This is a genomic window from Rhodovulum sp. DZ06 (assembly GCF_050586345.1).
In the GTDB taxonomy this organism is placed as follows: Bacteria; Pseudomonadota; Alphaproteobacteria; order Rhodobacterales; family Rhodobacteraceae; genus JBOCEF01.
Map to the genome: position 1 here is coordinate 144,405 of NZ_JBOCEF010000002.1, position 24,670 is coordinate 169,074.

Below are 24,670 nucleotides of genomic sequence, written 5' to 3' on the forward strand. Positions count from 1 at the left end.
GGCGCTTACATCACCGCGCCGATCTGCCAGGGCACGAATTCGTAATCGCCAAGCCCCTGCGCCTCGGATTTCGACGCCTCGCCCGAGGCGACGCGCAGCAGGAGCTCGTAGATCTCCCGCCCCTTCTCCTCCAGCGTGACCCCCGTCAGCATGTCGCCGGCGTCGACGTCCATGTCCTCGGTCATCCGGGAATACATCTCGGAATTGGTGGCGATCTTGATGCAGGGGGCGGGCTTGGAGCCGAAGGCCGAGCCGCGCCCGGTGGTGAAGGCCACCAGCTGGCAGCCCGAGGCGATCTGGCCGGTGACCGAGGCCGGGTCGTAGCCGGGGCTGTCCATGAAGGCGAAGCCGGGCTTCGTCACGGCTTCGGCATACTTGTAGACGCCGGTCAGCGGCGTCGTGCCCCCCTTGGCCGCGGCCCCGAGGGATTTTTCCAGGATCGTCGACAGCCCGCCCTTCTTGTTGCCGGGCGAGGGGTTGTTGTCCATCGAGCCGCGGTTGCGGGCGGTGTAATCCTCCCACCACCGGATCAGGCCGACGAGCTTCTCGCCCGTGGCGGCATCCACCGCGCGGCGGGTCAGCAGGTGCTCGGCGCCGTAGATCTCGGGCGTCTCGGCCAGAACGCCGGTCCCGCCCTGCGCGACCAGCAGATCGCACGCATGGCCGAGCGCGGGGTTGGCGGTGATCCCCGACATGGCGTCCGAGCCGCCGCATTGCAGCGCCACCTTGAGGGCCGAGACGGGGCAGGGCTCCCGCACCGCTTCATTGGCCAGCGGCAGCATCGCGCGGACCTTCTCGATCCCCAGCTCCACCGTGCGGCGCAGCCCCGCGACGTCCTGGATGTTCATGGCCTGGAACAGGGGGCCTTTCTCGATCCCCCATGCCTCGAGCAGCCAGTCGATCTGGTTCATCTCGCAGCCGAGGCCGACCATCAGCACCCCGGCATGGTTCGGGTGCTTCGCATAGCCCCACATCACCCGCTGCAGCGCCTCGAACCCGTCGCCCGATCCGGCCATGCCGCAGCCGGTGCCGTGCACGAAGGCGACCACGCCGTCCACGTTGGGGTACTTGGCCATCTCCTCGGGCCCGAAGGCGTTCGCGATCATCCGCGCGGCGGTGGCCGAGCAGTTCACCGAGGTGACGACGGCGATGTAGTTGCGGGTGCCCACGGTCCCGTTCTTGCGCCTGTATCCCATGAACGTGTCGGGCGTCGCGGCGGGGGCGACGGGGCGCAGGTCGGTCGAGAACTCGTAATCCGCGTCCACGTTGCGGAATTCGAGGTTGTGGTCATGCACATGCGCGCCCGGGGCGATGTCCTCGGCCGCGTAGCCGATCACCTGGGCGTATTTGCGCACGGCCGCGCCGCGGGCGATGGCGGCGACAGCGATCTTGTGGCCGCGGGGGATGAGCGAGGCGGTGGAGACGCCCTCGACCGCCTCGCCCGCCTGCATGGATCGGGTGGCGGTGACCACGTTGTCGGCGGCGTCGAGGCGGATGAAATCGGCCATTTGGGCTCTCTTGCGGCTGGGCGGCCGGGGCGGAGCGCGGGCCGCGGAAAGACGGGCGGGCAGGGTCGCGCCCGGCGCGAAGAAGGGGGGCGCCGGGCGCGGGGGGGCCGCCGCCGCGCCCGAGGAGAGGGGCGCGGCGGCGGAACGCTGCGTCAGCGGAACATCATGGTGATTTCCGGGAACAGCAGCACCAGCATCAGCACGAACAGCTGCAGGCCGATGAAGGGCAGGAAGCCGCGGAAGATGTCCGGCAGGGTGATGTGCGGCGGGGCGACGGACTTGAGGTAGAAGGCCGCCGGGCCGAAGGGCGGGGACAGGAAGCTGACCTGCATGTTGACGCAGAACAGGATCCCGAACCAGACCGGCACGAAGCGCGGATCGGTGGCGAGGCCGCCGGTCAGGCCCAGCTCCTCGACCGGCAGCTTCAGCACGATGGGCAGGAACACCGGCATCACCAGCAGCACGATCCCGACCCAGTCCATGAAGGCCCCGAGGAACAGGAACACCACCATCATCACCAGCAGGATCCCCATGGTCGGCATGTCCGCCCCGACGATCATGTTGGCCACGTAGGTGGGGCCGCCCGCGATGGTATAGGCCCCCGCCAGCGCGGTCGCGCCGAAGGTCACCCAGATGATCGTACCGGTGGACTTGAAGGTGCGCATCAGCGCCTCGCGCACCAGGCTGATGGAGAATTCGCGGCGAATGACGATCAGCACCAGCACCGCGATGGTGCCCATGCCCGCCGCCTCGGTGATCCCGGTGACGCCGCCATAGATCGAGCCAAGGACCACGAACACCACGATCAGCGGCGCGATCAGCCCCTTGGACATCAGCCAGGCGTTGGAGACGATGGACTTGCCGAAGGCGAGATAGGGCAGCACCAGCCCGGCGGCGAAGAACAGCCCGAACTTGGCCAGCGAGGTGATGGAATACGGCTCGTAATCATCGCCCTTGAGCAGCCCGGCGGCGTTCTGAAGCTCGATCGCCAGCGCGTGGACCAGCGCGGCCCCGCCCCAGATCGCGATCAGCCAGCCGACGAAGGTGGCGAAGGCGCGGGCCTTCTCGCCGCCATCCATCGCGTCATCCGCCTCGGGGGGCAGGGGGGCCTCCTCGGGGCGCAGGCGGGTGCGCACCAGGATGTAGACGATGTAGCAGCCCGCGAGCACGAAGCCCGGCAGGAAGGCGGCCTTGAAGAGGGCGTGGATCGAGGTCTCGGTGATCAGCCCGTACATGATCAGCACGATCGAGGGCGGGATCATGGTGCCGAGCGAGCCCGAGGCGCAGATCGTGCCGATGGCGAGGTTCTGGTTGTAGCCAAGGCGCAGCATCTGCGGCAGCGCGATCAGGCCCAGCAGCACCACCTCGCCGCCGATGATCCCCGACATCGCCGCCATCACGATGGCCATGATCGCCGTGACCACCGCGATCCCGCCGCGGGTGCGCGACAGCCACAGGTTCAGCGAGGAATACATGTCCCGCGCGATGCCCGACCTTTCCAGCAATGTCGCCATCAGGATGAACAATGGCACCGAGATCAGCACGTAGTCGGTCGTGACCCCGTAAAGGCGCTGCGCGAGGATGTTGAGCGGGCCGGAGCCCGGGCGGGACAGCAAGAGGTCCGGCCCGAACTTCATCACCATCACCACGACGGCGAGAAAGCCCGAGGCGAAGCCCAGCGGCATGCCGATGGCCAGCAGCAGGAGCATTCCCGCCAGCAGCACCATCGAGATCGTTCCAATGTCGAACATGAGTGTTTGGTCCCCCGGATCGGCCTCAGCCGTCCTCGCCCCGCGCCTGCGCCGCACGGCGCTGCTCGGCCTTGAGCTCCTCGGTCAGGTCCAGCTCGTCGGCCGGGTCATGGTGCTCGGGCGCCCGGTTCCAGTCATAGATGAGGTTGGAGATCGCCTGCGCCCCGAGCACCGAAAGCGTGACCAGGATCAGCGGCTTGATGGTGGCGGGGATGGGCGGATCCCAGGCGGTGCCGAAGGTCTCCCAGCGCATCAGCTTGGTCCAGGCCTCGCCGTAGCCGCCATAGAGAACCGCGGCGACGAAGATCAGAAGGCACAGGAGCGAGAGCACGTCGCAGGCCTTCTGCAAGGGGCGGGGCAGCATGTCGTAGATGATGAAGATGCGGATATGGCTGCGCTGCTGCATGGCGTAGAGGCCGGCGGTCAGGTAGACGGCGCCGGCGGCCCAGAGCGACATCTCGTTCACCCACAGCGTCGGGGCGACGAAGACGTAGCGCAGCACCACCTCGTAGAAGATGATCCCGACGATGAAGGCGGGGACCCACATGGCGACGCGGCTGAAGCCCCAGGTCGCAAGGTCCACCGGGCCGGTGCGTTCATGTTCCTGCATGCGCCCCTCCCAAGGCTGCGCGCGGATGGAAAAAGGGCGGGGATGCGCGCCGCGCGCCCCCGCCCCGTGCCGCGGTCAGATCACTCGGCGATCAGGCCGAGCTGCTTGAGATAGGCGCGGTGCGAGGCGACGAGGGCGCCGGCCTCGGGCGTCTTGGTCGCCCAGCCGTCCCAGGCCTTCTGCGCCGCGGCGCGGAACATCGCCTTGTCCTCGGGCGACCAGTTGTGGACCGTCACGCCCTTCTCGGGCAGGCCGGCCACGGCCTCGGCGTTCTTCACCTCGAAGGTCAGCGCGGTCTGCAGCGCCAGCTTCTGCATCGAGGTGTCGATGATCCGCTTGTGCTTGTCAGACAGCCCGTCCCAGACGTTGGCGTTGCAGGCCAGGTGGTCCGAGGGCATCGAGTGGAAGCCCGGGTAGTTGGCGTGCTTGGCGATGTCATAGAGGCCGAGCCCGACGTTGTTGGCGATGCCCGAGGCGTCGGCGCCGTCGATGATCCCGGTCTCGAGCGCGGTGAAGATCTCGGTGAAGTCCATCACGATCGGCTTGGCGCCGAGATTGGCGAAGATCTCGGTCTCCAGCCCCGGCGGGGAGCGGAACTTCCAGTCCTTCAGGTCTTCCGGCCCGCGGATCGGCTTGGTCGAGGCGAGGGATTCCTGGCCGTAGATCCACCAGCCGACCAGCTTCATGTCGTATTTGCGGTAGAGCTGGTCCGCCGCCTCGAACCCGCCGCCCTGGTAGAGCCAGGACAGCTGCTGATAGGGCGTGTCGTAGCCGCCCATGATGTCGCCCACGAACTGGAAGGCGGGGTTCTTGCCGGTCTGGTAGGCGCCGCCGGTCATGTCGCAGTCGAGGATGCCGGTGGCCGCGGCGTCGAAGGTCTCGACCGATTTCACCACCGAGGACGAGAAGAACATCTCGATGTCGATCTCGCCGCCGGACATGGTCTCGACGTCGTCCACGAACTGCTGGGCCAGTTTGCCGGACACCGTCTCGGGCGCGTAGTGGGTCTGGATGCGCAGGGTCACGTCGGCGGCCGAGGCGGCCCCCACGGTCAGGGCGACGGCGGCCGCCGCGCCCAGGAGCGCGTTGATCTTCTTCATGATTTCCTCCCGTCGGCGGCGCGCGGCGCCGCCCTGTCGTCTGGTTTCGGCCGCCTCTCCCGGTGCGGCTCGGCCCGGACGGTAGCAACCGAATCGGCGTGAAACAAGCGAGTCGTCGTGGATCGGCATAAATTTCAAAATTGCTTGCCAGTCACGAAAATCCCGGTACGGTCTGCCGCATCCGTCGAGTCCCGGGACAGGGGCCGGCGGGCCCGCCGAGGCGCCCGGACGCAGGGAAGCCGGTCGCGGCGGGGGATGAGAACGAGGCGCCCGGCAAAGGGCGCAGGCGGGCGGCGCAGCGCCCCCGCGCAAGGGAGGAAAGACGCGCATGGCCCGCGACGCGGCGCAGGACGGGATGACGCTCGGGGCGGTGCACCGCTCGGTGAAGGCGCGCATCATGGCCGGGGAATTCCCCGCCGGCGCGCGCCTGCGCCCCGACGCGCTGCGCGGCGCCTATGACGTCTCCGCCTCGGCCATGCGCGAGGTGCTGCTGCGCCTCGCCGTCGAGGGGCTGGTGGCGCAGGAGGAGCAGCGCGGCTTCTCGGTCCCCACCTCGGATCTCGCGCTGCTGGGCGAGCTGATGGACCTTCGGGTGCTGCTCGAGGGCGAGGGCGCGGTGCAGTCGATGCGGCGCGGGGACATGGAGTGGGAGGCCGGCCTCGCCGCCGCCCATCACAAGCTGGCGCATATCGAGGCGCGGATGCGCGACGCCGAGGACCCGGCCCACCTGGTGCCGATCTGGACGCGGGTGGACTGGGAGTTCCACGACGCGCTCCTCTCCGCCTGCCCGAACCGCGCCCTGCGCGAGGAGCACCGGGCGGTCTATGAGCGGTTCCGCCAGCAGGTCGTCGCCGCCACGCCCACCGCGGGCTTCCGGCACGAGACGATCGAGGAGCACGAGGCGATCCTCAACGCCGCCGTGGCGCGGGACGAGGACGCCTGCCGCAAGGCGATCCGCTCGCACCTGTGGACCTATCGGGACGACATGATCGGCGGCTGACCGCCGGTCGCGGCCCCGGTCCGCCGGGCGCCCGTCCCCCATTCAATGCACGGCCGGGGAGGGCCGCCGCAGACATGAGCAGCAACCTGTTCGACCTGACCGGGCGCTTCGCGCTCGTGACCGGCGCGGGCTCCGGCATCGGCTTCGCGCTGGCGCGCGGGCTGGCCGAGGCGGGCGCCGCCGTCGCCATCAACGGCCGCGACGCCGCCAAGGCCGAGGCGGCCGCGCAGACCCTGCGCGCCGAGGGCCATGACGCCGTCGCCGCCCCCTTCGACGTGACGGACGAGGCCGCGGTGGAGGCGGGGATCGATGCGCTCGACGACGCGCGGCCCATCGACATCCTGGTGAACAACGCCGGGGTGCAGATCCGCGCGCCGCTGGAGGATTTCGCGACCGAGGATTTCCGGGCGCTGATGAACGTGCACCTCGTGGGCCCGTTCCTCGCCGCCCGCAGCGCCGCGCGGCGGATGATCCCGCGCGGGGCGGGGCGGATCATCAACATCGCCTCGGTGATGTCCGAGCTCGCCCGCCCCGGGGTCGCGCCCTACACCGCCGCCAAGGGGGGCGTGCGCAACCTGACCCGCGGGATGGCGACGGACTGGGCGAAGCATGGCCTCAACGTCAACGCCATCGCGCCGGGGTATTTCAAGACGCCGCTGAACCAGGCGCTGGTGGATGACCCGGCCTTTTCCGAGTGGCTGTGCAAGCGCACCCCCGCGGGCCGCTGGGGCGATGTCGAGGAGCTTGTGGGGGCCGCCGTGTTCCTGTCCTCGCGCGCGTCGAGCTTCGTGAACGGCCACACCCTCGCCGTCGACGGCGGCATCACCGTTTCGGTGTGAAGGAGATTTCCATGACGGCGGACAAAGCCACGGTCGCATTCCTTGGAACCGGCCTGATGGGCGCCCCGATGGCGCGGAACCTGCTGAAGGCCGGCCATGCCGTGCGCGCCTGGAACCGCACCCGGGCCAAGGCGGACGCGCTGGCCGCGGAGGGCGCGCAGGTCTTCGCCGCCGCCGCCGAGGCCGCTGCCGGGGCCGACGTGGTCATCACCATGGTCTCGGACGGGCCCGCGGTGCTGGACCTGCTGTTCGCGCAAGGCGTGGCCGAGGCGGCGCCCGAGGGCGCGGTGCTGTGCGACATGTCCTCGATCAAGCCGAAGGAAGCGCGGGAGATCGCCGAGCGCCTCTCCGCCGCCGGGCGCCTGGCGCTCGATGCGCCGGTCTCGGGCGGCACCAAGGGGGCCGAGGCGGGCAGCCTCGCAATCATGGCGGGCGGGACGCAGGAGGCCTTCGACAAGGCCGCCCCCGTGCTGTCCGCAATGGGCCGCCCGGTGAAGGTCGGGCCCTCGGGCGCCGGGCAGCTCGCCAAGCTGTGCAACCAGGCCATCGTCGCGTCGACCATCGGCGTGGTGGCCGAGGCGATGCTGCTGGCGCGCGAGGGCGGCGCCGACCCCGCCGCGATCCGCCAGGCGCTCAAGGGCGGCTTCGCGGACGGCACGATCCTTCAGCAGCATGGCGAGCGGATGACGACGGGTGATTTCGCCCCCGGCGGGCCGTCGAAGCTGCAGCTGAAAGACATCGACAACACGCTGGAGGAAGCCGCCGCCCACGGGCTGACCTTGCCGATGACCCTCTCGATGCAGGAACGCTTCGGCCGCTTCGTGCGCGACCTCGACGGGGCCGAGAAGGACCATTCGGGCCTCTGGCTGGAACTGCTGGACCAGAACGGCCTCGAGGGCTGAGAGTGCGGCGGAACGCATGGCTTGGGAGGGACGTGCAATGAAGGTGATGATCATCGGCGGCGCCGGGATGGTGGGCCGCAAGCTGGCCGCGAGGATCGCGGGGGAGGGGCTGCCGACTGGCGCCGTCTCCTCCTTGATCCTGCATGACATCTTCCCGCCCGCGGCCCCCGCGGGCGCGGGCTTCCCCGTCGACTGCCAGACCGGGAACGCCGCCGCGCCCGACGAGGCCGCGCGGCTCGCCGCCCTGCGCCCCGATGTCGTCTACCACCTCGCCGCCATCGTCTCGGGCGAGGCGGAGATGGATTTCGACAAGGGCTGGGAGGTCAACGCCCGCGGCCTGGAACGGTTCCTCTTCGCCCTGCGCGCCGAACATGCCGCGAGCGGCGGGACGTACCGGCCGCGCGTCATCTTCACCTCCTCCATCGCCGTGTTCGGCGCGCCCTTCCCGGAGCTGATCGGGGACGAGTTCCTGACCGCGCCGCAGACCAGCTACGGCGCCCAGAAAGCGTGCTGCGAGCTGATGCTGAACGACTTCTCCCGCAAGGGCTTCGTCGACGGCATCGCCATCCGCCTGCCCACCATCTGCGTGCGGCCGGGCAAGCCCAACGCCGCGGCCTCGGGCTTCTTCTCGGGCATCATCCGCGAGCCGCTGAACGGCCAGGAGGCGCAGCTGCCGGTCCCGGCCTCGGTCGTGCACACCCATGCCTCGCCCCGCTCGGCCGCGCGGTTCCTGACCCATGCGGCGGGGATCGCCGAGGACGCCCTCCAGGGCCGCCGCGCGCTCAACATGCCCGGCGTCGGCGTGTCGGTCGAAGAGCAGATCGAGGCGCTGCGCGCGGTCGCCGGACAGAAGGCGGTCGACCTGATCCGCCCCGCGCCGGACGAGGCGATCATGGCCATCGTGAAGAACTGGCCCACCCGCTTCGACCCGGCCCGCGCCCGGGCGCTGGGCTTCGAGGCGGAGACGAGTTTCGAGGAGATCATCCGCGTCTACCTCGAGGATGATTTCCAAGGCGCCTGAGCGCGCCGCGACAGAACAAGGCGGCGCAGAAGCGCCCACAGGGAGGATGCAATGGCCGGACGGCTGAACGGGAAAAAGGCGCTCTGCACCGCCGCGGGGCAGGGGATCGGGCGGGCGACCGCGCTGATGATGCACGCGGAAGGCGCCGAGGTGCTGGCCACCGACGTCAACGGGGCGGCGCTGGAGGAGCTGGCCGCCGCGGGCCTCGCGACCGCGCCGCTCAACGTGCTCGACAAGGACGCCGTGGTCGCGGCGGTGAAAGGCTTCCAGCCCGACATCCTGTTCAACTGCGCGGGCTACGTGCATGCGGGCGACGTGCTCGCCTGCACCGATGACGACTGGGATTTCGCCTTCGCCCTCAACTGCCGGTCGATGTTCTGGACCATGCAGGCCGCGATCCCGGGGATGCTGGAGCGGGGCGTGGGGAGCATCGTCAACATGTCCTCCGCCGCCTCCTCGATCATCGGGGCGCCGAACCGCTTCGTCTACGGCGCCACCAAGGCCGCCGTGATCGGCATGACCAAGCAGGTGGCGCGCGAATACATCACCAAGGGCGTGCGGGCGAACTGCATCTGCCCGGGCACGGTGGAATCGCCGTCCCTGCATGACCGCCTGCGCGCCACCGGGGATTACGAGCAGGCGATGAAGGATTTCATCGCCCGCCAGCCCATGGGCCGCATCGGCACGTCGGAAGAAATCGCCGCCCTCGCCGTCTACCTGTCCTCGGACGAATCCGCTTTCACCACCGGGCAGGCCTGCGTGATCGACGGCGGCTGGTCGGGCTGACCCAAGCGGGGGCGCCGACCCGCGCCCCCTCCCGCCTCGCCGTCCGTCTCGTTCCCCCTCGCCCAGGAGATCCAGCCATGACCAAGAAGCCCGAAGAGCTCCGCTCCCGCCTCTGGTTCGACAACCCGCTCGACCCCGAGATGACCGCCCTCTATCTCGAGCGGTATCTCAACTACGGCATCACCCGCGAGGAATTGCAGGGCGGCAAGCCGATCATCGGCATCGCGCAGACGGGGTCCGACCTGTCCCCCTGCAACCGCCACCATATCGAGCTGACCAAGCGCGTGCGCGACGGCATCTACCAGGCCGGGGGCATCCCGCTGGAGATCCCGGTCCACCCGATCCAGGAGACGGGCAAACGCCCCACGGCGATGCTGGACCGCAACCTCGCCTACCTGAGCCTGGTGGAATCCCTCTTCGGCTATCCCATCGACGGCGTGGTGCTGAACATCGGTTGCGACAAGACCACGCCCGCCCTGCTGATGGCCGCCGCCACGGTGGACATCCCGGCCATCGCGCTGTCCGTCGGCCCGATGCTCAACGGCTGGTTCCGCGGCGAGCGGACCGGGTCCGGCACCATCGTGTGGAAAGCGCGCGAGATGCTGGCGGCGGGCGAGATCGACAATGACGGCTTCATCGAGCTCGTCACCTCCTCCACCCCCTCGGTCGGCTACTGCAACACCATGGGCACCGCGACCACGATGAACTCGCTGGCCGAGGCGCTGGGCATGCAGCTGCCCGGCTCCGCCGCCATCCCCGCCCCGTACCGGGAGCGCGGGCAGATGGCGTTCGAAACCGGGCGGCGCATCGTCGACATGGTGCACGAGGACCTGTTCCCGTCGAAGATCATGACCCGCGAGGCGTTCGAGAACGCCATCGTCGTGAACTCGGCCATCGGCGGGTCGACCAACGCGCCGATCCACCTCAACGGCATCGCGCGGCACCTGAACATTCACCTCGACAACGACGACTGGCAGAAGATCGGCCATGACGTACCGCTGCTGGTGAACCTGCAGCCCGCGGGCGAATACCTCGGGGAAGACTACCACCGCGCCGGGGGCGTCCCGGCGGTGGTGGCCGAGCTGATGCGGAGCGGCCTCTTGCCCCACCCGGGCGCCGTCACCGTCAACGGCAAGTCGATGGGCGAGAACTGCGAGGGGCGGGAGATCGTCAACACCGACGTGATCCGGCCCATCGCTGACGCCATGGTCCCGGCCGCCGGGTTCGTGAACTTCAAGGGCAACCTCTTCGACAGCGCCATCATGAAGACCTCGGTGATCTCGAAGGAGTTCCGGGACCGGTACCTGTCGAACCCCGACGACCCCGAAGCGTTCGAGGGGACGGCCGTGGTCTTCGACGGGCCGGAGGATTTCCACCACCGCATCGACGACGAGAGCCTCGGGATCACCGAGAACTCGGTCCTCTTCATGCGCGGGACCGGCCCCATCGGCTATCCCGGCGGGGCCGAGGTGGTGAACATGCGGCCCCCCGCCTACCTCTTGAAGAAGGGCGTCAAGTCGCTGCCCTGCATCGGCGACGGGCGGCAGTCGGGGACCTCGGGCAGCCCGTCCATCCTCAACGCATCCCCCGAGGCGGCGGACGGGGGCGGTCTCGCGATCCTGCAGACCGGCGACCGGGTGCGGATCGACCTCGGGAAATGCACCGCGAACATTCTGGCGCCGGAGGAGGAGCTCGCCGCCCGCCGCGCGGCGCTGGAGGCGGCCGGGGGCTACCAGCACCCCGAAAGCCACTCGCCCTGGCAGCAGTATTTCCGCGAGAAGGTGCAGCCCTTCTCCGAGGGCATGACCCTCAAGGACGCCACGAATTACCGCGCCATCGGCCGCAGGTTCGAGCCGCGCAACAACCACTGACCTCATGCGGGGGGCGCCGCGCCCCCCGCCGATACGAAGGACATCCGCAATGAAACTCGTCCGTTACGGCGCCCCGGGCGCCGAGCTTCCCGGCCTGATCGACGCCGAGGGGAACATCCGCGACCTCTCGGCCCATGTCGCCGATATCGACGGCGCGGCGCTGGGCCGCGAAAGCCTCGCGGCCCTCGCCGCCCTCAACCCCGCGGACCTGCCGCTGGTGAGCGGCGACGTGCGCTACGGCGCCTGCGTCGGGTCGATCGGCAAGTACATGTGCATCGGCCTCAACTATGCCGACCATGCCGCCGAGACCGGCGCCGACATCCCCGAGCACCCGATCCTCTTCATGAAGGCCAACTCGGCCGTCGTCGGCCCCAATGACGACGTGGTCATGCCCCGCGGCTCGACCATGTCGGACTGGGAGGTCGAGCTGGGCGTGGTGATCGGCGAGACGTGCAAATACGTCTCCGAGGCGGACGCGCTGAACTACGTCGCCGGCTACTGCGTGTGCAACGACGTCTCGGAGCGCGAGTTCCAGACCATGCGCACCGGCCAGTGGACCAAGGGCAAGTCGCCCGACACCTACGGCCCCACCGGCCCCTGGCTGGTGACGGCGGACGAGGTGCCGGACCCGCAGAACCTCTCCATGCGGCTCGACGTCAATGGCGAGCGGATGCAGACCGGGAACACGAAGACGATGATCTTCACCGTCGCCCAGGTCATCAGCCACCTGAGCCAGATGTTCACCCTGCACCCCGGCGACGTCATCTCCACCGGCACCCCGCCGGGCGTGGGCATGGGCATGAAGCCGCAGAAGTTCCTCAAGGTCGGCGACGTGATGGAGGTCGAGATCGAGGGCCTCGGCGTCCAGCGCCAGAAAGTCGGCATGGACGCCTGATCCAGGCGCCGCGCACATCCCCCCCGCCCCGGGCCGCGCGCCCGGGGCGGGGCCGTTTCCAAGACCCCCAAGGCCACGGAGGCCCCCATGTCCCGCGAACTTCTGCAGATCGGCGGCGTCAGCCCGCGCATGACCGAGGCGCTGGAGGCGCTCTATGACAAGGTTCACCGCGCGGCGGAGATCGACGACCTGCCGGCATACCTGGCCGAGCACGGCGCGCGCATCGGCGCGGTCTGCACCAATGGCCATGACGGCTGCCCGGCGGCGGTGATGGAGGCGCTGCCGAACCTCAAGATCATCTCGGGCTATGGCGTCGGCTATGACGCCGTGGACGCGCCCGCCGCCGCGGCGCGCGGGATCGTGGTGACGCATACGCCGGACGTGCTGAACGACGACGTGGCCAACACCGCGGTGATGCTGCTGCTGGCGACCACAAGGCGGCTGGTGCGCGACGATTCTTACGTGCGCGCGGGCAAGTGGACCGGCTTCGGCGCCGCGCCGCTGACCCGCTCCATCGCCGGCAAGACCATCGGCATCCTCGGGCTGGGGCGCATCGGGCTGACCATCGCCCACAAGCTCGAGGCCGCCTTCGGCTGCACCATCGCCTATCACACCCGCACCAAGCGCGACGTGGCTTACGCCTATTACGACGACCTCGAGGCGCTGGCTCGGGACAGCTTCGCGCTGATCAACATCACCCCCGGCGGCAAGGCGACGGAAAAGCTGGTGAACCGCGCGGTGCTGGATGCGCTGGGCCCCGAGGGGACCTTCGTCAACGTGGGCCGCGGCTCGACCTGCGACGAGGCCGCGCTGGTCGCCGCCCTCCAGGAGGGGACCCTCGGCGGCGCCGGCCTCGACGTGTTCGAGGACGAGCCGAACGTGCCCGAGGCCCTGTTCGGCATGGAGAACGTGACCCTTCTGCCCCATGTCGGCTCGGCCACCGTCGAGACCCGGCAGGCGATGGGCGACCTGGTGGTCGAGAACCTGCGGCTGTTCGAGGCGGAGGGGCGCGTGGTCTCTCCCGTCCCCGAATGCGCCGCCATCGCCAAGCTCTGACGAAAGCCGAACCCATGACCGCTGACGCCGCCTTCCTCTCCGCCCTTGTCGCCGCCTTGCCCGCGGGCGACGTGCTGACCGGGGACGCGATCCCCGAACGCAACGCCCATGACTGGTCCGACCGCTACGCCCCCGTCCCGCCCGTCGCGGTGGTGCGGGCGGCGGATGCGGGCGGCGTCGCGGCGGCGATGAAGCTCTGCGCCGCGCACGGGGTTCCGGTGACGGCGCAGGGGGGGCTGACGGGGCTGTGCGGCGGCGGCACGCCGGTCGCGGGCGGCGTCGCCATCAGCCTCGAGCGGATGGCGCAGATCGAGGAGATCGACCCGGACGCGATGACCATGACCCTCGGGGCCGGGGTTCCGCTCGAGGCCGCGCAGAAGGCGGCGGCCGAGGCGGGGCTGATGGTGCCGCTGGATCTCGGGGCCCGCGGCTCTTGCGCCATCGGCGGCAACATCTCCACCAATGCCGGGGGCAACCGGGTGATCCGCTACGGGATGACCCGCGAAATGGTGCTGGGGCTGGAGGTGGTTCTGCCGACGGGCGAGGTGGTCACGAGCCTCAACAAGATGCTCAAGAACAACGCGGGCTATGACCTCAAGCAGCTCTTCATCGGGGCCGAGGGGACGCTGGGGATCGTCACGCGCGCGGTGATCCGGCTGGCGCCGCGCCCGGCCTCGACCATGGCGGCGATGTGCGGGCTGAGCAGCTATGACGACCTGCTGAAGCTGCTGCGCGCCGCGCGCTCCGGCCTTGGCCCGATGCTCTCGGCCTTCGAGGTGATGTGGCCCGATTACTGGTCCGTCATCTCGGGCACGCCGGGGCTGAAGATGCCGCTGCCGGACGGCTTCGCGATCTACGCGTTGGTCGAGGCGCAGGGGACGGATGATGCGGCCGACCCGGCGCGGTTCCAGGCCTGGCTCGAGGCCCAGGCCGAGGCGGGGCTGGTCGAGGACGCCGCCGTGGCGCAGTCGCTGGCCGACGTGGCGCGGTTCTGGGAGGTGCGGGACGCGGTGTCCGAGTTCTCCATCACCTTCGGGCCGCATTGCGCCTTCGACATCGGCCTGCCGCAGGCGCGGATGGATGAGTTCGCCCGCGCCTGCCGGGCGGCGATGGACGCGGAATGGCCGGGCACGGGCGAGGCGATCTTCTACGGCCATATCGGCGACGGGAACATGCATATCGGCGGCCGGGTGCGCGGCGCGGCGCAGCAGCCGAAAGAGCGGATCTGCGAGATCGTCTACGGCCTCGTGCGCGATTTCGGCGGCACCGTCTCCGCCGAGCACGGGATCGGCACGTTGAAGAAGCCCTACCTGTCCCACGCCCGCTCGGACGCCGAGCTGGCGCTGATGGCGCGGCTGCGCGCGGCGCTGGACCCGGCGGGGATCATGAACCCCGGAAAGGTGTTCTGAGGGCCACGGAAGGGGGCTTTCGCGCCGCGCATGGCGGGTTTTCGGGGGCGGATTGCGCTCGATCAAGGCGCGCGGCGCAACAATCAGGTCATGAAAGCTTCAGGAACGCCGGGCGACTCCCGGTCGGCGGAGAGGAGAGCGACCCATGACCGACATGCCCCCGAAGATGGATGAAACCGGCGCCGAGATCGTCGCGACGGGGCGGGGGGATGCCGCGCCGACGCCGAGCGCGGTGGTGAAGGCGAAGGCCGAGGCGGTCGCGCCCGCGCCCAAGGAGGACGCGGCGGCGAAGCCCGAAGCCGCCGCGCCCGGGGCCGCCCCGGCCCCCGACGCCCATGCCGTCGCCGCCGCCAAGCTGCACCACCTGTCCGAGCTGCGCCACGACCCGGACGCGATCCGCCACGCGTTCGAGACCGGCGAGTACCCCTATGCCAGCCGCATGAAGCGCGCCGCCTACGAGAAGCGCAAGGCCGAGCTCCAGGCCGAGCTCCTGAAGGCCCAGGCCTGGATCAAGGAGAGCGGCCAGAAGGTCGCCCTGGTGTTCGAGGGCCGCGACGCCGCCGGCAAGGGCGGCACCATCAAGCGGTTCATGGAGCACCTGAACCCCCGCGGCGCCCATGTCGTGGCGCTGGAGAAGCCGACCGACCTCGAGCGCGGCCAGTGGTATTACCAGCGCTATGTCGAGCACCTGCCGAGCGCGGGGGAAATGGTGCTGTTCGACCGCTCCTGGTACAACCGCGCGGGGGTGGAGCGGGTGATGGGCTTCTGCACGCCCACCGAGTACCTCGAATTCATGCGCCAGACGCCGGAGCTGGAGCGGATGTGGGTGCGCAGCGGCATCCGGCTGTTCAAGTACTGGTTCTCGGTCACCCAGGACGAGCAGGCCAAGCGCTTCAAGGCGCGCGAGACGGATCCGCTGAAGCAGTGGAAACTGTCGCCGATCGACAAGGCGAGCCTGTCCAAGTGGGATGACTACACCGAGGCGAAGGAGGCGATGTTCTTCTACACCGACACCGCCGACGCGCCCTGGACGATCATCAAGTCCGACGACAAGAAGCGCGCGCGGCTGGCCTGCATGACGCATTTCCTGAGCAGCATCGACTATCCGGGCAAGGACCGGCGGGTGGTGCATGCGCCGGACCCGCTGATCGTCGGCCATGGCGCGCACGTGGTGCACAAGGATGACCACATCCTCGGGAAAGCGCTGCACCCGGAGATGCGCCGGGGCTGAGCGGCGCTTGCGGGACGCGGTGGAGGGGGCGGCTTTCGGGCCGCCCCTGTCGCGTGTCAGACCGCGCGGCGGCGGGTCATTTCGGCTCGGTGCACAGGCAGGCCAGCAGCGCCGGGCCGCCCAGGTCGCGCTGGTACTCGGCGAGGACGCTCTGCGCGGTGTCCATCTCGTAGGCCGTGAAGCCGGCGGACTTGCGGATGCCGTAGACGACCTGGGCGGTGCAGAACGGCGCGGCGATGACCGACTTGATCTCGCGTCGCCAGGCGCCGTCTTCGAACAGGGCGCCGCCCTTGGTCTCGCGGATGTTGGTCCACGTCTTCAAGAAGCCGGGATCGCCCGCGGGCGCGCCGGTCTTGATCATGTCGCCGTCATGCAGGCTGACATGCGCGCCCTTGAAGTTCGTTTCGGTGTAGAAGCTGCAGGTCTTGTAGCTGATGACCGACTGCGCCTGCGCCGTCGTCGCGGCGACCAGCAGCGCGGCGACCGCCGGGGCGATGCGTGCGCGAATATTCATGGATATTCCTCCCACTTGAGGGATTTTCAAAAGAATCGCCCTCTTGATTTGTCAATTTCTGGGTGACGCAGAAATCGTCCGCCAGCATGAACGCTGCGTCAATCATTTGTTCAGGACGCGCCGCGCCGGTCGACACGCCGCCCCGGCGCCCTAGGATGTTCCGCAGGCCCCCGGTCCCGGGCGCGCCGCCCCCCGGACCGGAGCCGACATGCGCCCTCTCACCTGTCCCGCCTGCGGGGCCCGCGTCTTTTTCGACAATCTCGACTGCCCCTGCGGGGCCGCGGTCGCCTACCTGCCGGATGCCGACGTCTTCGCCCTCCTGGGCGACGGGGACGGGGCCGCGGACGGGCCCGCCGAAGGGGCCGCGCCCGCCGCCCCCTGCGCCAACCGCGAGGCCGCGTCCTGCAACTGGGCCGCCGACGCGCCGGGCGCCCTCTGCCGGTCCTGCGCCATGACCGTCGTCTTCCCGGACCTCTCGGTCGGCGAGAACCGCGCCCTCTGGGTCCGCACCGAGGCCGCCAAGCGCCGGGTGCTGCGCGGGCTCGGCCGCTGGGGCTGGTTCACCCTCGCCGACCCGGGGCCGCGGCCCGAATTCCACATGCTCTCGGAAGACACCGCCTCGGGCGAGACGCGGGTGATGATGGGCCACCTCTCGGGCGCCATCACCATCAACGTGACCGAGGCCGACCCGGCCGAGCGCGTCGCCCGGCGCGAAGCCTTCGACGAGCCCTACCGCACCGTCGCCGGGCATTTCCGGCACGAGATCGGGCATTTCCTGTTCGAGCGCCTCGCCGCCGAGCCGGGCTTTTCGGACGCCTTCCGCGCCCTGTTCGGGGATGAGCGCGCCGATTACGGCGAGGCGCTGGCCGCCCATCACGCGAACGGGGCGCCGCCGGACTGGGCCGCGCGCCATGTCAGCGCCTATGCCTCGGCCCACCCGCACGAGGACTGGGCCGAGAGCTTCGCCCATGTCCTGCACCTCTGGGCCATTCTCGGGGGCTTCGTGGGCGAGGGGCTGTCCGCGCCCTGCCTGCCGCACCCCGATTACGACCCCTACGCCGCCGAGGACGGGGCCGAGGTGATCCAGGCGGCGGGAGAGCTGTGCATCTCGCTCAACGCCATCAACCGGGCGATGGGGATCGGGGATCTCTACCCGTTCGTGCTGTCCGAGACGGCGCGGGAGAAGCTGGTCTTCGCGCATTCCTGGCTGCGCGCCGGGCCGGGGGCCGGCTGAAACGCCCCCGGCCCCGCCGGGTCAGCCGCCGACGCGCGACGCGATCTCGGTCCCCGCGGCCCAGCCCGAGGACCAGGCCCACTGGAAGTTGTAGCCGCCGAGCCAGCCGGTCACGTCCACCGCCTCGCCGATGAAGAACAGGCCCGGCACGTCCCGCGCCTCCATGGTCTTGGAGGACAGCCCGGCGGTGTCCACGCCCCCCAGCGTCACCTCGGCCGTGCGCCAGCCCTCGGAGCCGGTCGGCTTCAGCCGCCAGTTCTCCACCACCCCGGCGAAGTCGCGCAGCGCGGCGTCGGACATGTCGGCGAGGTTGCCGTCCACCCCCGCCACGGCGCAGATCTGCAGCGCGAGGCGCCGGGGGATCAGCTCGGACAGAGCGGTCGACACGAAGCGCCCGCCGCGCTCGGACCGCATGGCCTTGAGCGCCTCGAAACAGCCGCCGGGCATCAGCGAGATGCCGATCTCCTCGCCCTCGCGCCAGTAGGAGCTGATCTGCAGGATCGCGGGGCCCGAGAGGCCGCGATGGGTGAACAGCAGCGCCTCCTCGAACCGTGCGCCCCCGGCCATGGCGGCGCCGAAGACCGAGACGCCGGACAGCGCGGCCAGCCGCTCCAGCGTCTCGTCCCCGAAGGTGAGGGGCACGAGGGCGGGGCGGATCTCGGTCACCCCCAGCCCGAAATGCTCGGCCGCCTGGAAGGCGTAGCCGGTGGCGCCCATCTTGGGGATCGACTTGCCGCCCGTCGCGATCACCAGGGTGTCGGCGGTCACGGGGCGCGATCCGGTCGGCCCGGCGATGGTCATCAGGAACCCGCTCTCGGTCCGCTCCACGTCATGGACCTCGGTCTCAAGCTCCAGCTCCACCCCCGCGCGGGCGGCGTCGTCGCAGAGCATGTCGACGATCTGCCGCGAGGAGCCGTCGCAGAACAGCTGGCCCAGCGTCTTCTCGTGGAAGTCGATGCGGGCTTCCTGCACCCGGTCGATGAAATCCCACTGGGTGTGGCGCTTGAGGGCGGATTTGCAGAAATGCGGGTTCTGCGAGAGGAAGGCGTGGGGGCCGCAATCGGTGTTGGTGAAGTTGCAGCGCCCGCCGCCCGAGATGCGGATCTTCTCGCCCGGTTCGTCCGAATGGTCGACCAGCAGCACCGAGCCGCCGCGGGCCGCGGCGAAGCGGGCGCAGTAGAGGCCGGCGGCGCCGGCGCCGATGATGACGGCGTGGTGATGCTCGGCCATGGCGGGCCCCCCGAGGTTCATGTGCGGATGGGCGCTGCATCCCACGGATGGGCGCGCGCGGCAAGGGCGGGGGGGGCGCGCGGGGGGCGCGCGGGGGCTGGACCGGGCCTGCGCGGGCGGGCAGTGTTCGGCGCTCACGACGTTTGCGCAGGACCGCCGCCATGACCGCTGATCCCGTCATTCTCGTCGCCGATGTGGGCGGCACCAATGCGCGCTTCGCCCTGATGCAGGGCGGGCGGATGCTGGCCGGGCCGCAGGGGCATCTGAACGCCGGGTTCGAGAGCTTCGAGGCCTCGGCCGCCGCCTTCCTCGCCCGCGCCGCGGGGCCGCGGCCTGACGCCGTCTGCGCGGCCTTCGCGGGGCCGGTGCGCGACGGGCGGGCGCGGCTGACCAACCATGCCGCCTGGCCCGAGGTCGAGGCAGGCGCGCTGGCCGCCGCCTGCGGGGCGGGGCTGGGGATCGTGCTCAACGACCTCGGGGCGCTGGGCCACGGGCTGCACCGGCTGTCCGAGGGACAGGCGGCCGATTACGTGGCGGGCGCGGGGGGCGCCGGGGAGGCCGGGGCCGACGCGGGCGGGAACGGCCAGGCGCTGGCCGTGGGCTTCGGCACTGGGACCAATATCTGCGCCGTGCTGCGCGGCGAGGACGGGCGGCGCCGGACCATGGCGGCGGAGTTCGGCCACGCGAGCCTGCCCTCCGCCGTCGCGGCGCTGCTGCCCGAAGGCGCGTCGCCCGGGACGGTCGAGGACTGGTTCTGCGGGCGCGGCGTCGCCCGGCTCGACGCGGCGCTGCATGGCCGCGAGGGGCGCGAGGGCGCGGCGCTGGCCGCGGCGCTGGCGGCGGGGGATGCGTCGGCGGCGGCCACGGCGGACCTGTTCGCGTCGATGGCCGGGGCGCTGTGCCGGGACCTCGCCCTGCAGTTCATGCCCGGGGACGGGCTGTTCCTGGCCGGTTCCGTGGCGCGCGGGATGCTGCTGCGGGACGGCGCGGCGGCGCGGTTCGCGGCGCAGATGCACGACCACCCGGACCCGCGCTTCGCGGCGCTGGTGGCGACGATCCCCGTGCGCATGGTGCTCGACGACATGGCGGCGCTGACCGGCTGCGCCGCGGCGGCGGAAGCGGCGCTGGCGGCGGGCTGAGGGCCGCCGCCGCCCCCTCAGCCCTTCGGCACCGCCCCGTGGCGCATCAGCCGCTTCTGGGCGGCGATGCGGAAGGGCGCGTTGGGGGCGCCGTAGCCGGTGTAATCGCCGCGCCGCTCGAGCACCTCGAAGAACATCCCGTCGCCCCAGGGCCTTGAGTAGCACTGGAAGAATTCGCCCCCTGCATCCCGGTCATAGAGGATGTCGAGCGCCCGCATCCGCTCCAGCAGCGCAGGCTCGATGTCGTGCCGGGCGGCGAGGTCGTCATAGTAGTTCCTGGGCATCGGCAGCGGCTGGAACCCGCGGGCCTTCATCGCCTCGACCGAAGCGAAGATGTCGCCGGTGGCGAAGGCCACGTGCTGGACCACGCCGCCGAAGCTGTCGGCCAGGAACTTGCCCGCCAGCGTGCGGTGCGTCTCGGCGCCGTTGAGGGTGATGCGCAGGGCGCCGTCCGGGCTCTCCAGCGCCTGGGACCGGACCAGCCCGTCGGGGTCGATCACGTCCACCATCGGCGATTTCTGCATGTCGAACAGGGCGGCGTAGAAAAGCGTCCAGGACAGCATCTCGCCGTAGTTCATCGTCTCGGCAAGGTGGTCGATGCGGGTGAGGCCCGCATCGTCCCCCGCGGTTGCCGCGGCGCCGGGGAACTCCGTCTCCCAGACCTTCGACAGGGCCGCGCCCTCGTCGATGAAATGCAGCACCGAGCCGCCGACCGAGCGGACGGCGGGGATCTCCAGCTCTCCGGGCCCCACCGGCTGGGCGAAGGGTTTCGCGCCCATCCGCGCCGCGCGTTCCGCCGCCGCGCCCGCGTCGCCCACCTTCAGGCCCACGTCGCAGATCGAGGCGCCGTGCGCGGCATAGGCGGCGTTGGCGAAGCCCGAGGTCTCGGCGTTCACCACCACGTTGATGCCGCCCTGGCGCCAGAGCTCGACGTTCTTCGACACGTGCTTGCCCGCGGGCGCGAACCCCATCGAGGACAGCAGCGCCGTGGTGCGCGCCCGGTCCTCGCCCTGGGCGGTGAACTCGATGAACTCCACCCCCTTCGGCCGCTGCCGGGCGGGCAGGGGAGCGGGCGAGACGGCGCCCGACGGCTCGGCCAGGCGCACCTCGTCGGCGAGTTGGACGAGGGAGCGATACCCGTCCTCGGCCACCATCCGCGCGTTGCCGGAGCGGAACTGGTCGTTGAAGATCTCGAGGCTCAGCGGCCCGGTATAGCCCGCCGCGGCGACGGCCTGCATGAAGCCGGTGACGTCGAGATCCCCCTCGCCGGGCATGTTGCGGAAATGGCGGGACCAGTAGAGCAGGTCCATCTCGATCAGCGGCGCATCGGCGAGCTGCACGAAGAAGATCTTGTCGCCCGGGATCGCGCGGATGGTCCGGTTGTCGATCCTGCGGGCCAGCGAGTGGAAGCTGTCGAGGATCAGGCCGACATTGGCGTGATCGGCGCGGCGCACCACCTCCCACGCGTCGCGGTGGTCGTTGACGTGGCGGCCCCAGCACAGCGCCTCGTAGCCCACGCGCAGGCCGCGCTTCGCGGCGCGCTCGCCCAGCTCGTGGAAATCGGCGGCGGCGCGGTCGATGCCGCCGAGGCTGTCCGGGTCGCAGGAGGAGCAGACCAGCACCAGGTCCACGCCCAGCTCCTGCATCAGGTCGAACTTGCGCTCGGCCCGGTCGAAGGCCTTGGCGCGGCGCGGCTCGGGCAGGGATTCGAAGTCGCGGAAGGGCTGGAACAGGGTGATCTCAAGCCCGTGGTCGCGGACCATGGCGCCCACGTCGCGCGGCGATCCGGCGTCGGCGATGAAGTCCTGCTCGAAGATCTCGATCCCGTCGAACCCCGCCGCGGCGATGGCCTTGAGCTTGGTCGGCAGGTCGCCGGGGACGGAGACGGTGGCGATGGAGGTCCTGAGGGTCGTCATGCTGCTTCCTCCGCTGGGGGCGCGGGCGCGCGTCCGGGCGGGGGGAGGCGGCCCGTCGCGATCCGGGGCGCAGGATCGGGCCGCGGGCGCATAACGTCAAATACCGTTATGACCGCCTGCATAACATGATGTTAATTCCGCCCCTGCTCCCAGGGCCGGGCGGCGGTGGCGTCCGACAGCTCGCGCCGGAAGCTGGCCACGGCATGTTCGGCGAAGCTGCTGAGCACGCGGCCCTTCTTGCGCGCCACCCAGGTGGAGACCCTGGTCTCCTCCTCGATCGCGATGCGGGTCAGGCCGGGCATGTAGACCTCGGCCACCGAGAATTCGTCGATCACCGTGACGCCGAGCCCGTGGCGCACGAGGCTGACCACCGTCTGCGCGAAGCGCCCGCGCATGGCGTGGCGCAGCTCCAGCCCCGCGGCGTCGAACGGGGCCTTGAGGATGGCGCCGAACGGGTCCTCGGGGTCGACGCCGATCATCGGCTCGGCCGCGAGGTCCCGCAGCGAGACGGAGCGGCGGGCGGCGAGGGGGTGGCCGTCGGGCACGATGGCCACCAGCCGCCCCTCGGCGATGCGCTCGTTCTCCACCCCGGCATGGTCCACCGGCGTCGACATGATCACGAACTCCCCCCGCTCCAGCAGCAGGTAATCGGCCGTCTCCTCGATCTTGAGGATGTTGAGGTCGATGAAGAGGTCCGGGTAGCGCCCGCGCACCCGGCGCAGGGCGCGGGCGGCGATGAACTGGGCGACCGAGGCGGCCGAGGCGAAGGCGAGGCGCACGTCCTCGCCCTTGCCGAGGCTTTCGAGCGCGAGCGAGAGGTTCTCGACCCCGCGGTGGACCGCGCGGATCTGGTCGAAGACGGGCCCGGCCTCGACCGCCGGGACGAAGCGCCCGGCGCGGCGTTCGAACAGGCGGATGCGCAGCGATTCCTCGGTGTGCTTGAGCAGGCGCGAGACGCCGGGGGCGGAGACGCCGAGCATCTGCGCCGCGCCGCCCACCGTGCCGGTGAGCATGACTGCGCGGATCACCTCGATCTGCCGCAGGGTGAGTTCCTTCATGGGCCCTTCCGGTGAGTGGCGGGGACGGGGCGCAGGATGGCGGCAGGGGCGGGGGGCGGCAAGGGGCGCGCGGCGGGGGAGGGGGAGGTGCGTGGGGGCGGCGCGCTGCGCCGGGCCCCGAAACGCGAAAAGCCCCGCTTGCGCGAGGCTTGTCTGCGTCCCCTTGCGGGGAGAAGTGGCGCGCCGGGGAGGATTCGAACCCCCGACCCCCAGATTCGTAGTCTGCGCAGGTGGGTATGACGGGGATTGCCGGTGGTCGGCGGGTGATGTGTAAGGCTCTGGAATCTATTGACTACCTGTCTGGGTGTTCCCAAATCTGGCGCATCCGCTTTGCCATGCTTCGCCGCACGGGAGCACCCATGGGACACCCACAGGGCTCCGCTCGCGGTCGAGGGATCGACAGGAGGGACGCGCCTTGCCCCGACAGAAACTTACCAACCGCTTCGTCAACGGCCTGAAGCCCACGGGGAAGCGGATCGACTACAGCGACACCGAGTTGCCCGGTTTCCAGCTGCGCCTGGAGGCGTCAGGGGCGAAGGTCTACCGCTACATCTACCGCGAGGGGAAAGGACGGGGCGCCCAGCGCCGCGTGGAGAAGCTGGGGCTCGCCTTGGAGCTTCCGGTCGACAAGGCCCGGCAACTGGCCATGGAGATCGCCGCCCGCGTTCGTGCCGGTGAAAGCCCCGCCAAGGAGCGGGCCAAGCGCAAGGCGGAACTGACGGTCGCGGAACTGTGGCCCGAGTTCCTGCAAGGCCACCTGAGGGCGAAGGGCAGGGCGCCCCGGACCATCGAGGAATACCAGCGGGATTTCGACAACCGCATCCGCCCCGCCTTCGGGGACGTGAAGCTCTCCGACCTCTCGCGGGCCGACGTGGAGCGTTGGGTTCGGGCCGCCCACAAGCACCCGAGACGGGCGAACCATGCCCTGTCGGTGCTCAGCTCCATGCTGTCCTTCGCGATCAAGACCGGGGAGATGGCCGGTCCCAACCCCTGCGCCCTGGTCGACAAGTACCCGGAGAAGACGCGGGACGTGCTCTACACCAACGACGAGATCGCACGATACCTGAAGGCCCTTGAGGACGAGCCGGACCCTGCGTTGCGGGCGATGCTGAAGGTGATCATCGGAACGGGGTGCCGGTCGGCGGAGGCCCGTCTGGCGGAGTGGTCGGAGTTCAGGCTCGACGGGGATGCGCCCAGCTGGACGGTTCCGGCTGAGAAGATGAAGCAGCGCAAACCCCACACCTACGTGTTGTGCTCCTCTCTGGCCGCCATGCTGCGTCGGTATCGACGGGAGGCTCCGCTTGTCTCGCCGCGCTGGGCGTTCCCGGGGCCGAGCGGACGAGCGCCGCGGAACGAGATCCGACACGTCCATGCGCGGATCGAAGAGCGGGCAGGGCTGGAGAAGGTCGAGGGGCGGGGGCTCCACGCCTTCCGCCGGTCATTGCTGACGGAGCTTGCACGGAACGGGGCCTCTGCGCCCCAGCTTCAGGCCTGGGCGGGCCATGCCTCCATCCAGACGGCGATGAAGTACGTGAAGCTGGGGAGCGAGGACCCGGTGAACCGGGCGTTTGCGGAGGGGCGAGGGATTGAGTTTGGGTGA

The 24,670-nt window shown here is 70.4% G+C and carries 21 protein-coding genes; 13 read left to right on the forward strand and 8 right to left on the reverse strand.

The window, feature by feature from the left end:
* Positions 1-5: 5 nt before the first annotated feature.
* The 4 genes from ACQ5SO_RS01810 to ACQ5SO_RS01825 form a co-directional block, all read right to left on the reverse strand.
* Complete coding sequence (locus ACQ5SO_RS01810) at positions 6-1,508, reverse strand: UxaA family hydrolase (protein WP_430939855.1); 1,503 nt, start codon at positions 1,506-1,508, stop codon at positions 6-8.
* A gap of 152 nt (positions 1,509-1,660) precedes the next feature.
* The gene (locus ACQ5SO_RS01815) at positions 1,661-3,259 is read right to left on the reverse strand and encodes a TRAP transporter large permease (RefSeq protein ID WP_430939856.1); all 1,599 of its coding nucleotides are present in this window, start codon (positions 3,257-3,259) and stop codon (positions 1,661-1,663) included.
* Between the two features lie 25 nt (positions 3,260-3,284).
* Positions 3,285-3,869 (reverse strand): TRAP transporter small permease subunit, encoded by a 585-nt coding sequence (locus tag ACQ5SO_RS01820; protein ID WP_430939857.1) that lies wholly within the window; start codon positions 3,867-3,869, stop codon positions 3,285-3,287.
* Positions 3,870-3,949: 80 nt separating this feature from the next.
* On the reverse strand, positions 3,950-4,969 hold the full coding sequence (locus ACQ5SO_RS01825; RefSeq protein WP_430939858.1) for a TRAP transporter substrate-binding protein: 1,020 nt from the start codon (positions 4,967-4,969) through the stop codon (positions 3,950-3,952).
* Between the two features lie 328 nt (positions 4,970-5,297).
* On the opposite strand from ACQ5SO_RS01825, the gene ACQ5SO_RS01830 reads away from it, so the two are divergent.
* The 10 genes from ACQ5SO_RS01830 to ppk2 all read left to right on the forward strand — a co-directional run bounded on the left by ACQ5SO_RS01830 (position 5,298) and on the right by ppk2 (position 15,979).
* Positions 5,298-5,969, forward strand: a complete 672-nt coding sequence (locus ACQ5SO_RS01830; protein WP_430939859.1) for a GntR family transcriptional regulator — start codon at positions 5,298-5,300, stop codon at positions 5,967-5,969.
* Positions 5,970-6,043: 74 nt separating this feature from the next.
* Entirely contained in the window at positions 6,044-6,808 is a 765-nt protein-coding gene (locus ACQ5SO_RS01835) for an SDR family oxidoreductase (protein WP_430939860.1), read from the forward strand.
* An 11-nt stretch (positions 6,809-6,819) separates the two neighbouring features.
* Positions 6,820-7,710 carry an NAD(P)-dependent oxidoreductase gene (locus ACQ5SO_RS01840; protein WP_430939861.1) on the forward strand — a complete coding sequence of 297 codons (891 nt, stop codon included), beginning with the start codon at positions 6,820-6,822 and terminating at the stop codon, positions 7,708-7,710.
* Positions 7,711-7,747: 37 nt separating this feature from the next.
* Positions 7,748-8,731 carry a D-erythronate dehydrogenase gene (gene denD / locus ACQ5SO_RS01845; protein WP_430939862.1) on the forward strand — a complete coding sequence of 328 codons (984 nt, stop codon included), beginning with the start codon at positions 7,748-7,750 and terminating at the stop codon, positions 8,729-8,731.
* A gap of 51 nt (positions 8,732-8,782) precedes the next feature.
* Positions 8,783-9,517 (forward strand): SDR family oxidoreductase, encoded by a 735-nt coding sequence (locus tag ACQ5SO_RS01850; protein ID WP_430939863.1) that lies wholly within the window; start codon positions 8,783-8,785, stop codon positions 9,515-9,517.
* Between the two features lie 77 nt (positions 9,518-9,594).
* On the forward strand, positions 9,595-11,388 hold the full coding sequence (locus ACQ5SO_RS01855; protein ID WP_430939864.1) for an IlvD/Edd family dehydratase: 1,794 nt from the start codon (positions 9,595-9,597) through the stop codon (positions 11,386-11,388).
* 49 nt (positions 11,389-11,437) lie between these two features.
* Positions 11,438-12,283, forward strand: a complete 846-nt coding sequence (locus ACQ5SO_RS01860; RefSeq protein WP_430939865.1) for a fumarylacetoacetate hydrolase family protein — start codon at positions 11,438-11,440, stop codon at positions 12,281-12,283.
* A gap of 87 nt (positions 12,284-12,370) precedes the next feature.
* Positions 12,371-13,339, forward strand: a complete 969-nt coding sequence (locus ACQ5SO_RS01865; RefSeq protein WP_430939866.1) for a 2-hydroxyacid dehydrogenase — start codon at positions 12,371-12,373, stop codon at positions 13,337-13,339.
* A gap of 14 nt (positions 13,340-13,353) precedes the next feature.
* Complete coding sequence (locus tag ACQ5SO_RS01870) at positions 13,354-14,748, forward strand: FAD-binding oxidoreductase (protein ID WP_430939867.1); 1,395 nt, start codon at positions 13,354-13,356, stop codon at positions 14,746-14,748.
* 154 nt (positions 14,749-14,902) lie between these two features.
* Complete coding sequence (gene ppk2 / locus ACQ5SO_RS01875; protein ID WP_430939894.1) at positions 14,903-15,979, forward strand: polyphosphate kinase 2; 1,077 nt, start codon at positions 14,903-14,905, stop codon at positions 15,977-15,979.
* Positions 15,980-16,055: 76 nt separating this feature from the next.
* Here ppk2 and ACQ5SO_RS01880 read toward each other — a convergent pair whose 3' ends face one another.
* On the reverse strand, positions 16,056-16,493 hold the full coding sequence (locus tag ACQ5SO_RS01880; protein ID WP_430939868.1) for a hypothetical protein: 438 nt from the start codon (positions 16,491-16,493) through the stop codon (positions 16,056-16,058).
* A 208-nt stretch (positions 16,494-16,701) separates the two neighbouring features.
* Between ACQ5SO_RS01880 and ACQ5SO_RS01885 the strand changes: the two genes are divergently transcribed.
* Positions 16,702-17,727: a zinc-binding metallopeptidase family protein gene (locus tag ACQ5SO_RS01885; RefSeq protein WP_430939869.1), complete on the forward strand. Its 1,026-nt coding sequence runs from the start codon at positions 16,702-16,704 to the stop codon at positions 17,725-17,727.
* A 21-nt stretch (positions 17,728-17,748) separates the two neighbouring features.
* Here ACQ5SO_RS01885 and ACQ5SO_RS01890 read toward each other — a convergent pair whose 3' ends face one another.
* Positions 17,749-18,957, reverse strand: coding sequence for an NAD(P)/FAD-dependent oxidoreductase (locus ACQ5SO_RS01890; protein WP_430939870.1), 1,209 nt, complete (start codon positions 18,955-18,957; stop codon positions 17,749-17,751).
* Between the two features lie 161 nt (positions 18,958-19,118).
* On the opposite strand from ACQ5SO_RS01890, the gene ACQ5SO_RS01895 reads away from it, so the two are divergent.
* Positions 19,119-20,096, forward strand: coding sequence for a glucokinase (locus tag ACQ5SO_RS01895; protein ID WP_430939871.1), 978 nt, complete (start codon positions 19,119-19,121; stop codon positions 20,094-20,096).
* A gap of 17 nt (positions 20,097-20,113) precedes the next feature.
* On the opposite strand, the gene ACQ5SO_RS01900 is transcribed toward ACQ5SO_RS01895, so the two are convergent.
* Positions 20,114-22,012, reverse strand: a complete 1,899-nt coding sequence (locus tag ACQ5SO_RS01900; protein WP_430939872.1) for a bifunctional sugar phosphate isomerase/epimerase/4-hydroxyphenylpyruvate dioxygenase family protein — start codon at positions 22,010-22,012, stop codon at positions 20,114-20,116.
* 131 nt (positions 22,013-22,143) lie between these two features.
* The gene (locus tag ACQ5SO_RS01905; RefSeq protein WP_430939873.1) at positions 22,144-23,070 is read right to left on the reverse strand and encodes a LysR family transcriptional regulator; all 927 of its coding nucleotides are present in this window, start codon (positions 23,068-23,070) and stop codon (positions 22,144-22,146) included.
* 415 nt (positions 23,071-23,485) lie between these two features.
* On the opposite strand from ACQ5SO_RS01905, the gene ACQ5SO_RS01910 reads away from it, so the two are divergent.
* Positions 23,486-24,670 (forward strand): tyrosine-type recombinase/integrase, encoded by a 1,185-nt coding sequence (locus tag ACQ5SO_RS01910; RefSeq protein WP_430939874.1) that lies wholly within the window; start codon positions 23,486-23,488, stop codon positions 24,668-24,670.